Here is an 11,687-nt window from a genome sequence, read left to right on the forward strand (position 1 = left end):
GCCTCAGAGCCTACGGGTGGCCAGGGTCAGCCGGTCCCGGGCGTCGAACAGCGCGTCCTTGACCAGCTGTTCGTGCGCCGGGGTCAGCCGGGCCACCGGAACCGAGCAGCTGATGGCGTCGCGCGCCGGGGTGCGGTAGGGGATCGCCACGCCGAAGCAGCGCAGCCCCAGCGTGTTCTCCTCGCGGTCCACCGCGAAGCCCTGCTCGCGCACCTGGTGCAGCTCCTCGATGAGCTTCTCCCGGTCGGTGATCGTGTTCTCGGTCAGCGCGGGCAGCGTCTCCGGGAGCATCTTGCGGACCTGCTCGTCGGAGTAGGTGCTCAGCAGGGCCTTGCCGAGGGACGTGGAGTGCGCGGGCAGCCGGCGGCCGACCCGGGTGAAGGGCCGCAGGTAGTGCTGCGACTGGCGGGTGGCGAGGTAGACGACGTTGGTGCCGTCGAGGCGGGCGAGGTGGATCGTCTCCGTGGTGTCGTCCGAGAGCCGGTCCAGGGTCGGCCGGGCCGCCGCGACGACCTCGTCGCCGTCGATGTACGAGGTGCCCACCAGCAGGGCCCGCACGCCGATGCCGTAGCGCGTGCCGGTGGCGTCCGTCTCCACCCAGCCCAGTTCGACGAGGGTGCGCAGCAGCATGTAGAGGCTGGACTTGGGGTAGCCGACGGCCTCCTGGACCGCCGCGAGCGAGTGCATACCGGGACGCCCGGCGAAGTATTCGAGCAGTTCAACCGTACGTACCGCGGACTTGACCTGCGCCCCGCCGCCCGTCTCGCCAGCCGACATCGCCCTTGACCCCTTCGTTCGACGGGAAATAGTCTCCCAGCGTATTCATCATCGGAGACAGCGTTCAGTATATCGAACGTCCCTGGTGGATGACCCCGTACTGCGGCATTACATGTGTGGAGGGACCCGCGGTGGCAGCAGCACCAGTCTGGAGTGTCGACCCCCGAACCGGGAAGCAGCGCGAGCAGGTTGCGGTGGAGGCCACAGCCCAGGAGGTGGACGCCGCCGTCCGTGCCGCGCACGAGGCCCGCGGCTCGCTCGCGGACCGTACCGTCCGCGCGGCCTTCCTGCGCGGCGCCGCCGAGGAGCTGGAGGCGGCCAGGGACGGGCTCGTCGAGACCGCCGACGCCGAGACCGCGCTCGGCCCGGTCCGGCTGACCGGCGAGCTCGCCCGCACCTGCTACCAGCTTCGGGCCTTCGCCGACATCGTCGACGAGGGCGCCTTCCTCGACGTCGTCATCAACCACCCGGACGACACCGCCACCCCGCCGATCCCGGACCTGCGCCGCTACAAGGTGCCCCTCGGCGTCGTCGCCGTCTACTCGGCCTCGAACTTCCCGTTCGCCTTCTCCGTCGCCGGCGGCGACACCGCGAGCGCCCTCGCGGCCGGCTGCCCCGTCGTCGTCAAGGCCCACCCCGACCACCCGGCCCTGTCCGAGTACGTCGCCAAGGTGCTGCGCCGCGCCGCCGCCCGGCACGACATCCCCGAGGGCGTCGTCGGCCTGGTCCACGGCTTCGAGGCCGGCGTCGAGCTGATCAAGCACCCGCTGGTCGCGGCGGCCGGCTTCACCGGCTCCGTGCGCGGCGGCCGGGCCCTGTTCGACGCGGCGGCCGCCCGCCCGGTGCCGATCCCCTTCCACGGCGAGCTGGGCTCGCTGAACCCGGTCGTCGTCACCGAGGCCGCCGCCGCCGAGCGGGCCGAGGCGATCGGCTCGGGCCTCGCCGGTTCGATGACGCTGGGCGTCGGCCAGTTCTGCGTGAAGCCGGGCCTCGTCCTCGCGCCGTCCGGCGCCGCCGGTGACGCCCTGCTCAAGTCGCTGACCGACGCCGTCAGCGACACCGACGCCGGGGTCCTGCTCGACCACCGCATGCGGGACAACTTCGTCGCCGGTGTCGCCGAGCGGGCCGGGCTGCCCGACGTCGAGTCGCCGGTCACGCCCGGGGCGGGCGGCGAGCACACCGTCAGCGCGGGCTTCCTCACCGTGCCGGCGAGCAGGCTGGCCCGGGAGGGCGAGCACGACCTGCTCCTGGAGGAGTGCTTCGGCCCGGTCACCGTGGTGGCCCGCTACGAGGACGAGGCCGAGGTCAAGGCCGTGCTGTCGCGTCTGCCGGGCAACCTGACGGCCACGGTGCAGCTCTCCGAGGAGGAGGCCGCGGGCCAGGGCCGTGGCGCGGAACTGCTGCAGGAACTGACGCCGCTGGCCGGTCGCGTGCTGGTGAACGGCTGGCCGACGGGTGTCGCCGTCGCCCCGGCGCAGCACCACGGGGGGCCGTACCCGGCGACGACGTCGACGTCCACGTCGGTGGGCGGGACGGCGATCGAGCGGTGGCTGCGGCCGGTCGTGTACCAGAACGCCCCGGAGGCGCTGCTGCCGCAGGAACTGCGGGACGACAACCCGCTGGGGCTGCCGCGGCGGTTCAACGGGCGTCTGGAGCGCTGAGCGCCGCGGGGGTGCGGGGGGATCGCGGGCTGCCGGTGCGTCGTGGCCGTTCGCGCAGTTCCCCGCGCCCCTGGAGGGCGTGTCTGGAAGAGTGGGTCGAATGGATCTCGAACTTCCCGAACTGCCGTTCCCGCTGCGCTCCTACGGGCCCGAGGCCCACTGGACCCATGAGGACGGCGTGCTCACCGGGTGGGCCGGGACGCGGCAGGACCGCTTCGTGCCGCCCACCGGGGAGGGGCTGGACCCCGCCTCCGACGCGCCGCGGCTGCTGGGGGCGCCCGAGGGGGACTTCCAGCTGATCGCCAAGGTCACGGTGGGGTTCGCGGCGGCGTTCGACGCCGGGGTGCTCTACGTCCACGTGGGTGAGCGGGCCTGGGCCAAGCTCTGCCTGGAGTACTCCCCGGACGTGCCCACGGTCTGCACGGTGGTCACCCGCGGCCACTCGGACGATGCCAACTCCTTCACGGTGGACGGCAGTTCCGTCTGGCTGCGGGTGAGCCGCACCGGCCGCGCCTTCGCCTTCCACGCCTCCCGCGACGGCGAACGCTGGACCTTCGTCCGCCTGTTCACCCTCGGCGACGAGAAGGAGACGGGCGCGGCCCTGGTCGGCTTCATGACCCAGTCGCCGATGGGGGAGGGCTGTGTGGTGACGTACGACCACATCGAGTTCCGGCACCGGTGGCCCGACGACCTGCGCGACGGCAGCTGAGGGCGGGACGGGAACCGTCCCCCCGGCCGGGCACGTCCTCCGTTCCATGATCGGCAACAGAGTGACTCCCGGCCGGGTGATCCGTACGGTGCTGCCCGCCGAGGTGGAGCAGGTCGTCGCGCTGCACGCCCGGGCCAGGGCGACGTACTACCCCGACGGGGTGCCGCAGGACGGCACGGACTGGACCGCCTCCTGGCGCGGCGCCCTCACGCGGCCGGACGGGCGGGTGCTGTGCGTCGTCGAGGCGGGGCGGATCATCGCCCTGGCATCCTTCCGCACGCCCGAGGACGCTCCGCCGGAGGTGGTGAAGCTGTTCCAGTTCCACGTCGACCCCGGCCACTGGCGCCGCGGCGTCGGTGCCGCCCTGCACGCCGCCTGCGTCGAGGAGTGGCAGGCCGACCGCAGACGGACGGCCGTGCTCGACGTGCACGTGGACAACCGGCGGGCCCAGGGCTTCTACCGGCGGCAGGGCTGGGTGAGCGAGGCGGCGGAGCCGGGGGACCACCACCTGCGGATGCGGCTCGGCCTGCCCGGGGAATGAAACGCTCTGCTTGAACGTTCACGCACCCGGCGGAGGGAGCCTCCGTCCCCCGAGAGCTGGAGAGAGCCGAAGTCATGCGCGTCGAGATCTGGAGCGACATCGCCTGCCCCTGGTGCTACGTGGGCAAGGCCCGCTTCGAGAAGGCGCTGCGGGAGTTCCCGCACCGCGACGAGGTCGAGGTGGTGCACCGCTCCTTCGAGCTCGACCCCGGGCGCGCCAAGGGCGACGTCCAGCCCGTGATCACCATGCTCACCAAGAAGTACGGGATGAGCCCCGCGCAGGCCGAGGCCGGTGAGGACAACCTGGGCGCCCAGGCCGCCGCCGAGGGGCTCGACTACCGCACCCGCGGCCGCGATCACGGCAGCACCTTCGACATGCACCGTCTGCTCCACCTCGCCAAGGAGCACGGCCGCCAGGAGCGGCTGCTCGACCTGCTGTACCGGGCCAACTTCGCCGACGAGCGCTCCGTCTTCGACGACGACGAGCGGCTGGTGGAGCTCGCCGTCGCGGCCGGACTGGCGGAGGAGGACGTACGGGCGGTGCTCGCCGACCCGCGCGCCTACGCCGACGAGGTCCGCGCCGACGAACGGGAGGCCGCGCAGCTCGGCGCCAACGGAGTGCCGTTCTTCGTGCTCGACCGCAGGTACGGCGTCTCCGGCGCCCAGCCCGCCGAGGTCTTCGCCCGCGCCCTGGCCCAGGCCTACGGCGAGCGCACGCCGCTGCAGATCGTCGACAGCGCGGCCGACGGGGGCACGGACGGCGCCGACGCCTGCGGTCCGGACGGCTGCGCGGTGCCCCAGCGCTGATCCGCCCAGCTCAGCGCGCATACATAAGCGTTGCTTGGCGACATCACGCAGAAATCGGCAATGGACGGGGAGATCGAGCGGACGCAGAGTGGTCCCATGGAGACCTTCGAGAACCTCGTCCGAGCCGAGTTCGCCCCGAAGCACACCTACCTCAACACCGCGAGCAACGGACTCCTGCCCGCCCGCACCGTCACCGCCGTGCAGCGGGCGGTGCGGATGCGGGCCGAGGGCGTGCCCCTGGGCCCCCTGTACGAGGACGTGGAGGCCGCCCGCGCCTGCTTCGCCCGGCTCGCCGGGGTGCCCGCCGAGCGGGTCGCGACCGGGGCCTCGGTCGCCGAGTACGGCGCCCTGATCGCCGCCTCCCTGCCCGCCGGGGCCGAAGTGCTCACCGCCGAGGACGACTTCGCCTCGCTGGTGAATCCGTTCCACGAGCGCGGTGACCTCAAGGTGCGGGCCGTGCCCCTGGAACGGCTCGCCGAGTCCGTCCGGCCCGGCACCGCGCTGGTCGCCGTGAGCAGCGCCCAGTCCGCCGACGGCCGGCTCGCGGACCTGCCGGCGGTGCGCGACGCGGCCCGCGGGCACGGGGCGCGCACCTACGTCGACGCCTCCCAGTCCGCCGGCTGGCTGCCGCTGGACGGCGACGCCGACGACTTCGTCGCCGCCGTCGGCTTCAAGTGGCTCCTCGGGCCGCACGGCGTCACGTTCTTCGTCGCCCCGCGGGACTTCGGCGGGCTCACCCCGCTGCTCGCCGGCTGGGTCGCCGGCGAGGTCCCCTGGGACAGCTGCTACGGCCCGGTCCGCGAACACGCCCACTCCGCGCGGCGGTTCGACATCAGCCCGGCCCTGTTCAGCCACGCCGGGCTGCGCGCCTCCCTGGAACTCGTCGAGGAGATCGGCGTCGACGCCGTGCACGCCCACGACGTCGGGCTCGCGGACCGCTTCCGGGCCGGGCTGGCCGAGCTGGGACACACGCCGGTTCCGGCCCCGGGCTCGGCGATCGTGTCCGTGCCCGGGCTCGGCCACCGGCAGGACGAGCTGAGCCGGGCGGGCATCCAGGTGTCCGACCGGGCGGGCAACCTGCGGGCCGCGTTCCACCTCTACAACACCCCGGCGGACGTCGACCGGCTGCTGGACGCCCTGAAGGCCTGAGGGCATGAAGAAACCGGGTGGGGCCTCCCGTCCCACACGAGGAGGCCCCACCCGGCAGCTCGTTCACACGGTCGGTGCACCGCGACCCGCGCTCACTGCACCGGCGTGAAGTCCCGCGCCCCGATGAACTCCGGGCGCCGCACCGGTGCCGCGAACGGTTCCACCGCCGTGTTCTCCACGCTGTTGAACACGATGAACACGTTGCTGCGCGGGAACGGCGTGATGTTGTCGCCCGAACCGTGCATGCAGTTGCAGTCGAACCAGGTCGCCGAACCGGCCCTGCCCGTGAACAGCTTGATGCCGTGCTCGGTGGCGAACCGGGTCAGCGCCTCGTCCGAGGGCGTGCCCGCGTCCTGCATCTGCAGCGACTTCTTGTAGTTGTCCTTCGGCGTCTCCCCGGCGCACCCGAGGAACGTCTTGTGCGACCCCGGCATGATCATGAGCCCGCCGTTGGTGTCGTAGTTCTCGGTCAGCGCGATCGAGACCGACACCGTGCGCATCCGCGGCAGACCGTCCTCGGCGTGCCACGTCTCGAAGTCCGAGTGCCAGTAGAAGCCACTGGCGCCGAACCCCGGCTTGACGTTGATCCGCGACTGGTGGACGTAGACGTCCGAGCCGAGGATCTGCCGCGCCCGTCCGACGACCCGCTCGTCGCTGACCAGCTTGGCGAACACCTCGCTGATCCGGTGCACCTCGAAGACCGAGCGGATCTCCTTGGACTTCGGCTCGACGATCGACCGCTCGTCGGCACGGATGTCCGGGTCGTTGACGAGCCGGTTCAGCTCGTTGCGGTAGACGGTGACCTCGTCGTCCGTGATGAGCTGGTCGATGGCGAGGAAGCCGTCGCGCTCGAAGGACAGCAGGTCGGCGGGCACGATCGGCCCGGGCGCGTCGGGCGCGCCCCAGACGACCGGGTCCTGCCGCGGGGTGAGCACCTCGGCCGCACCGCGCGTGGGGTAGAGGTCGGGGATACCGGTGGTGGTGGTCGTGTCGGTCGTGGCGGTCATGGAAACGTCACACCTCCTCGGTGAGCAGCGGGTAGACGCCGTTCTCGTCGTGGTCCTCCCGTCCGGTCACGGGCGGGTTGAACACGCAGAGGCAGCGGAAGTCCTCCTTGACCCGCAGCGTGTGCCTCTCGTGCCCGTCCAGGAGGTACATGGTCCCGGGCGTGATGGTGTGCTTCCGCCCGGTCTCGTGGTCGGTCAGCTCGGCCTCGCCCTCGACGCAGACGACGGCCTCGATGTGGTTCGCGTACCACATCGACGTCTCCGTACCCGCGTACAGGATCGTCTCGTGCAGGGAGAAACCGACCTTCTCCTTGGCGAGGACGATGCGTTTGCTCTCCCACGTGCCGGACGCCGCCTTCACGTGCCGGTCGGTACCTTCGATCTCCTTGAACGAACGGACAATCACGGTGCTGCGATGCCTCCTAGGTGGGTGGTGCTGTGTGGTCAGGCGGTCTCGCGGACGGCGCGGGCCAGCGTGCTCAGGCCCTCGTCCAGTTCCTCGGGCGTGATGGTGAGCGCGGGCAGCAGCTTCACGACCTCGCTCTCCGGGCCGGACGTCTCGATGAGCAGCCCGAGTTCGAAGGCGCGCCTGGCGACCTTGCCCGCGCGGGCCTTGTCGTGGAACTCCATGCCCCACACCAGGCCGCGGCCCCGGTACTCCTTCACGTCGGCCAGGTTCTCCTCGGTGATGGAGATCAGCGCCTGCTCGACCTGCTCGCCGCGCTTGCGGGTCTGCTTCTCCATCGCGCTGCCGTCGGCCCAGTACGTCTCCAGGGCCGCGGTCGCCGTGACGAAGGCGGGGTTGTTGCCGCGGAAGGTGCCGTTGTGCTCGCCCGGCTCCCAGACGTCGAGCTCGGGCTTGAACAGGCACAGCGACATGGGCAGGCCGTAGCCGCTGATGGACTTGGAGACGGTGACGATGTCCGGCGTGATGCCCGCCTCCTCGAAGGAGAAGAACGCGCCGGTGCGCCCGCAGCCCATCTGGATGTCGTCGACGATCAGCAGCATGTCCTGCCGCTCGCACAGATCGGCCAGCGCGCGCAGCCACTCGGCCCGGGCCACGTTGATGCCGCCCTCGCCCTGCACGGTCTCGACGATCACGGCGGCCGGCTTGTTCAGGCCGGAGCCCTGGTCCTCCAGCAGCCGCTCGAACCAGAGGAAGTCCGGGACCTGGCCGTCGAAGTAGTTGTCGAACGGCATCGGGGTGCCGTGCACCAGCGGGATGCCCGCGCCGGCCCGCTTGAAGGCGTTGCCGGTGACGGCCAGCGAGCCCAGCGACATGCCGTGGAAGGCGTTGGTGAACGACACGATCGCCTCGCGGCCCTTCACCTTCCGCGCCAGCTTCAGCGCGGACTCCACGGCGTTGGTGCCGGTCGGGCCCGGGAACATGACCTTGTACGGCAGGTCGCGCGGGCGCAGCAGCAGGTTCTGGAACGTCTCCAGGAAGCGGCGCTTGGCGGTGGTCGACATGTCGAGCCCGTGCGTGACGCCGTCCCGCTCCAGGTAGTCGATCAGCGCGCGTTTCAGGACCGGGTTGTTGTGCCCGTAGTTCAGCGACCCGGCTCCGGCGAAGAAGTCGAGGTACTCATGGCCGTCCTCGTCGTACATGCGGCTGCCCACCGCACGGTCGAAGACGGTGGGCCAGCCGCGGCAGTAGCTGCGCACCTCGGACTCCAGGGTCTCGAAGACGCTCAGGTCGGGCTGGGTGATGGTCACGACGAATCGCTCCTCGGTGCGTGGGGGAAGTCTGTGAAGTCAGCGGGAGTCTGCTGGGGTCTGCGGGAGTCGGGGCGGACGTCTCGGCGCGGAGGTCTCAGTGCGGCAGCGGGCCGATGCGGTACAGGACCTCCGGGTCGTGCGGCCCGTCGGGGAACAGGCCCGTGTCGAACAGCACCTCGCGCTGCAGCGGTGCGCCGTGCCGCTCGGCGAAGGACGTGAACAGACGCTCCGAGGCGGCGTTGCCCGGAGTGATGGTCGTCTCCACCGTCGTCACCGCGCGCTCGGCGACGGTCCGCGCGACGAGACCGTCGAGCAGCGTCGCGGCCAGACCGCGCCCGCGGTGCGCCTCGTCCACGGCCACCTGCCACACCAGCAGGGTGCGCGGGCTGTCCGGTCGCACGTACCCGGTGATGAAGCCCATCGGCTCGCCGCGCTCGTCACGCGCGACGGCCGAGGTGGCGGCGAAGTCGCGGCACCACAGCAGATAGCTGTAGGACGAGTTCACGTCGAGAACCTTCGAGTCCTTCGCCATCCGCCACAGTGCGGCTCCATCGGCCACCGTGGGTCGGTCGATTTGCGGATCTGCTTGTACGGCGGTCATGCGAATTGAACTTACCCAGCGAAATTCAAAATTGCATCGCCGATCGGGCTTACATATGAGCCGCCCCTGTGTTATCGCGCGAGCGCGAGGCTCGGGACACAGGGGCGGCGAGATGCCCGATATTGTCCGGGTAAAACCGGGCAAAGGGGTCACTGTGTGTAACGCGTCACAACCATGTAACCCCCACGAGACCTGTCGGAATTACCTCGCGGAAGGTCCTCAAAATCTGCGCGTTTAGGACCGGGAAAAGCGGGCAGAAGAATACCGGTAGCTTTTCCTGGAAGAATTCATTAATTGTGTGCCAGCTTACATGTGGGACAACTCGAAAAGTCCACCGAATTCAAGCCCCGGTCACTTCGCCGACTCGGCGGCCCGCAGGGCGCTCTCCACGTCCACCGACAGGCCCTGCGCGGACAGCGCGACGCCGAGTGCCGTCAGGCTCGCGCGGACGGCTCCGGGCGTCGCGTCGGCGCCGTAGTGGTTGACCCGGATCATCTCCTTGGCCAGCGCGCCCCCGCCGGCGGCGAGCGGCAGCGCCGGATCCGCCGCCAGGGCACGGGCCACGAGCTCCGAGGCCACCACCCCGGCCGGGACGCGCAGGGTCGTGGCGACCGGCGCCGCGTCCCGGGCCTCGTGCACGTAGGGCTCCAGACCGCCACCGAGGGCGAGCGCCCCGGCGCGCGTGGCGGCCGCGGCCGACGCGTGCCGCGCCATCACCGTCTCCAGGCCCGCCGCCTCGATCCGCTCCACGCACGCCTCCAGCGCGAGCATCTCCAGCTGTGCCGGCGCGTGCAGCAGGGCCTTGCGGCCGCCGTCGATCCACCGCTCCTTCCAGTCGAGGAGCGACAGGTACGACCGGCGGGGCGCCCGCGGGTTCGCCGCCATCCGGGCCCAGGCCCGCTCGCTCACCGACACTGCCGACACCCCGGCCGGGCCGCCCATCGCCTTCTGCGCCCCGATCACGCACAGGTCGACGCCCCACGCGTCCGGCAGCACCGGCTCGGCGCCGATCGACGCCACGGCGTCCAGGTAGAACAGCGCCCCGTGCGCCCGCACCACCTCGCCGATCTCCGCGACCGGGTTGGTGTTGCCGGTCGCCGCCTCTGCGTGCACCAGGGACACGAAGTCGATCTCCGGGTGCGCGGCGAAGGCCTCCCGGATCTGCTCGGCCGTCACCGCCGTGTGGAAGGGCACGGCCAGGTCGATCACCGTCGCGCCGCAGTCCCGCAGCCAGTCGCCGAACGTCTGCCCGTAGGGGCCCGTGATCACGTTCAGCGCCGTTGTCCCCGGGCCGGCCGTGGCGCGGATCGCGCCCTCCAGCGGCAGCAGCGCCTCGCCCTGCATGATCACGACGTCCTGCCCGGTGCTCAGCAGCCGCGCCACACGGTCCTCGATCGCGGCGAAGCGGTCCGCGCCGAGCGGGGCCAGGTCCAGAAACGGATGCGTCACAGCAATGCTCTCTTCACTCACAGGTTCGACGGCATGAGCGTAACCGGCGGGTACCGCGCTCCCCGTACGCGAGGCCCGGGGACCCGGCGCACCCGTGCGCGAGGCCGGGGAGGCCCGGCCCCCGTCGAGGCGCCGCCGGCGGCTCACTAAGGTGCCGTGCATGAGCGATCACGCGGTGCTGCACGTGAAGGGACGGGTGCTCGTCGGGCCCGAGGACGTCCGGGACGAACTGTGGGTCGTCGACGGCCGCGTCTGCTACGACCGCCCCGCCGGCGCCCGCGACGTCCGCACGGTGGAGGGCTGGGCCCTGCCCGGCCTCGTCGACGCGCACTGCCACGTCGGACTCGACCGGCACGGCGCGGTCCCGCGGGACGTCGCGGAGCGGCAGGCACTGACCGACCGGGACGCGGGCACCCTGCTGATCCGCGACGCCGGCTCGCCCTCGGACACCCGCTGGGTCGACGACCGCGAGGACCTGCCCAAGATCATCCGCGCCGGGCGGCACATCGCGCGCACCCGCCGCTACATCCGCAACTACGCCTGGGAGATCGAACCGGACGACCTGGTCGCCTACGTCGCCCAGGAGGCCCGGCGCGGCGACGGCTGGGTCAAGCTGGTCGGCGACTGGATCGACCGCGACCTGGGCGACCTGTCGGCCTGCTGGCCGCGCGGCGCGGTCGAGGCGGCGATCGCGGAGGCGCACCGCCTGGGCGCCCGCGTCACCGCGCACTGCTTCGCGGAGAGCTCCCTGCGCGACCTCGTCGAGGCGGGCATCGACTGCATCGAGCACGCGACCGGCCTGACCGACGACCTCGTCCCGCTGTTCGCCGAGCGGGGCGTGGCCATCGTGCCGACCCTCGTCAACATCGCCACCTTCCCGCAGCTCGCCGACGGCGGCGAGGACAAGTTCCCGCGCTGGTCCGCCCATATGCGCCGGCTCCACGCCCGCCGTTACGACACGGTCCGGGGCGCCTACGACGCCGGCATCCCCGTCTTCGTCGGCACCGACGCCGGCGGCGGACTCGCCCACGGCCTGGCGGCGGCCGAGGTCGCCGAACTGGTCACCGCGGGCATCCCGCCCGTCGAGGCCCTGGCGGCCGGCACCTGGAAGGCCCGCGCCTGGCTCGGCCGGCCCGGCCTGGACGAGGGCGCCCCGGCCGACCTCGTCGTCTACGACGAGGACCCGCGCGCGGACGTGCGCGTGCTGGCGGCACCGCGCCGGGTGGTGCTCAACGGGCGTGTGGTGGGCGGGGCGTGAGGGTGACGGC

Annotated in this window: 12 protein-coding genes; 6 read left to right on the plus strand and 6 right to left on the minus strand. The window is 71.9% G+C overall.

All coding sequences use genetic code 11. The annotated features are described in order from the left end of the window. Window positions 1–3: 3 nt before the first annotated feature. On the minus strand, window positions 4–777 hold the full coding sequence (locus tag CHR28_RS27815) for an IclR family transcriptional regulator (RefSeq protein WP_010037854.1): 774 nt from the start codon (window positions 775–777) through the stop codon (window positions 4–6). Between the two features lie 131 nt (window positions 778–908). On the opposite strand from CHR28_RS27815, the gene CHR28_RS27820 reads away from it, so the two are divergent. From CHR28_RS27820 to CHR28_RS27840, 5 genes are all read left to right on the plus strand, one after another. Beyond that, the gene (locus CHR28_RS27820) at window positions 909–2,438 is read left to right on the plus strand and encodes an aldehyde dehydrogenase (NADP(+)) (RefSeq protein WP_094056447.1); all 1,530 of its coding nucleotides are present in this window, start codon (window positions 909–911) and stop codon (window positions 2,436–2,438) included. A gap of 100 nt (window positions 2,439–2,538) precedes the next feature. Continuing rightward, the gene (locus CHR28_RS27825) at window positions 2,539–3,147 is read left to right on the plus strand and encodes a DUF1349 domain-containing protein (protein ID WP_094056448.1); all 609 of its coding nucleotides are present in this window, start codon (window positions 2,539–2,541) and stop codon (window positions 3,145–3,147) included. A 46-nt stretch (window positions 3,148–3,193) separates the two neighbouring features. Beyond that, entirely contained in the window at window positions 3,194–3,688 is a 495-nt protein-coding gene (locus CHR28_RS27830; RefSeq protein WP_179272586.1) for a GNAT family N-acetyltransferase, read from the plus strand. Between the two features lie 74 nt (window positions 3,689–3,762). Next, window positions 3,763–4,494 carry a DsbA family oxidoreductase gene (locus tag CHR28_RS27835; protein ID WP_094056449.1) on the plus strand — a complete coding sequence of 244 codons (732 nt, stop codon included), beginning with the start codon at window positions 3,763–3,765 and terminating at the stop codon, window positions 4,492–4,494. 96 nt (window positions 4,495–4,590) lie between these two features. Further along, on the plus strand, window positions 4,591–5,643 hold the full coding sequence (locus CHR28_RS27840; RefSeq protein WP_094056525.1) for an aminotransferase class V-fold PLP-dependent enzyme: 1,053 nt from the start codon (window positions 4,591–4,593) through the stop codon (window positions 5,641–5,643). Between the two features lie 92 nt (window positions 5,644–5,735). Here CHR28_RS27840 and thpD read toward each other — a convergent pair whose 3' ends face one another. The 5 genes from thpD to CHR28_RS27865 all read right to left on the minus strand — a co-directional run bounded on the left by thpD (window position 5,736) and on the right by CHR28_RS27865 (window position 10,419). Beyond that, window positions 5,736–6,650, minus strand: coding sequence for an ectoine hydroxylase (gene thpD / locus CHR28_RS27845; RefSeq protein WP_094056450.1), 915 nt, complete (start codon window positions 6,648–6,650; stop codon window positions 5,736–5,738). Between the two features lie 7 nt (window positions 6,651–6,657). After that, a complete protein-coding gene (locus CHR28_RS27850; protein ID WP_094056451.1) occupies window positions 6,658–7,056 on the minus strand; it encodes an ectoine synthase in 399 nt (132 codons plus the stop codon). A 38-nt stretch (window positions 7,057–7,094) separates the two neighbouring features. Next, a complete protein-coding gene (gene ectB / locus CHR28_RS27855; protein ID WP_094056452.1) occupies window positions 7,095–8,366 on the minus strand; it encodes a diaminobutyrate--2-oxoglutarate transaminase in 1,272 nt (423 codons plus the stop codon). A 97-nt stretch (window positions 8,367–8,463) separates the two neighbouring features. Continuing rightward, the gene (gene ectA / locus CHR28_RS27860) at window positions 8,464–8,970 is read right to left on the minus strand and encodes a diaminobutyrate acetyltransferase (protein ID WP_094056453.1); all 507 of its coding nucleotides are present in this window, start codon (window positions 8,968–8,970) and stop codon (window positions 8,464–8,466) included. Between the two features lie 351 nt (window positions 8,971–9,321). Then, window positions 9,322–10,419 (minus strand): pyridoxal-phosphate-dependent aminotransferase family protein, encoded by a 1,098-nt coding sequence (locus tag CHR28_RS27865; RefSeq protein WP_094056454.1) that lies wholly within the window; start codon window positions 10,417–10,419, stop codon window positions 9,322–9,324. 160 nt (window positions 10,420–10,579) lie between these two features. Between CHR28_RS27865 and CHR28_RS27870 the strand changes: the two genes are divergently transcribed. Continuing rightward, the gene (locus tag CHR28_RS27870) at window positions 10,580–11,677 is read left to right on the plus strand and encodes an amidohydrolase family protein (protein ID WP_094056455.1); all 1,098 of its coding nucleotides are present in this window, start codon (window positions 10,580–10,582) and stop codon (window positions 11,675–11,677) included. Window positions 11,678–11,687: the final 10 nt, after the last annotated feature.

Source organism: Streptomyces sp. XY006 (assembly GCF_002237655.1).
In the GTDB taxonomy this organism is placed as follows: domain Bacteria; phylum Actinomycetota; class Actinomycetes; order Streptomycetales; family Streptomycetaceae; genus Streptomyces; species Streptomyces levis.

What these genes read in the sequence shown, in the direction of transcription:
- CHR28_RS27815 (WP_010037854.1), bottom strand. Translation starts at nt 777, where the DNA reads ATGTCGGCTGGCGAGACGGGCGGCGGGGCGCAGGTCAAGTCCGCGGTA.
- CHR28_RS27825 (WP_094056448.1), top strand. Translation starts at nt 2,539, where the DNA reads ATGGATCTCGAACTTCCCGAACTGCCGTTCCCGCTGCGCTCCTACGGG.
- CHR28_RS27830 (WP_179272586.1), top strand. Translation starts at nt 3,194, where the DNA reads ATGATCGGCAACAGAGTGACTCCCGGCCGGGTGATCCGTACGGTGCTG.
- CHR28_RS27835 (WP_094056449.1), top strand. Translation starts at nt 3,763, where the DNA reads ATGCGCGTCGAGATCTGGAGCGACATCGCCTGCCCCTGGTGCTACGTG.
- CHR28_RS27840 (WP_094056525.1), top strand. Translation starts at nt 4,591, where the DNA reads ATGGAGACCTTCGAGAACCTCGTCCGAGCCGAGTTCGCCCCGAAGCAC.
- thpD (WP_094056450.1), bottom strand. Translation starts at nt 6,650, where the DNA reads ATGACCGCCACGACCGACACGACCACCACCACCGGTATCCCCGACCTC.
- ectA (WP_094056453.1), bottom strand. Translation starts at nt 8,970, where the DNA reads ATGACCGCCGTACAAGCAGATCCGCAAATCGACCGACCCACGGTGGCC.
- CHR28_RS27870 (WP_094056455.1), top strand. Translation starts at nt 10,580, where the DNA reads ATGAGCGATCACGCGGTGCTGCACGTGAAGGGACGGGTGCTCGTCGGG.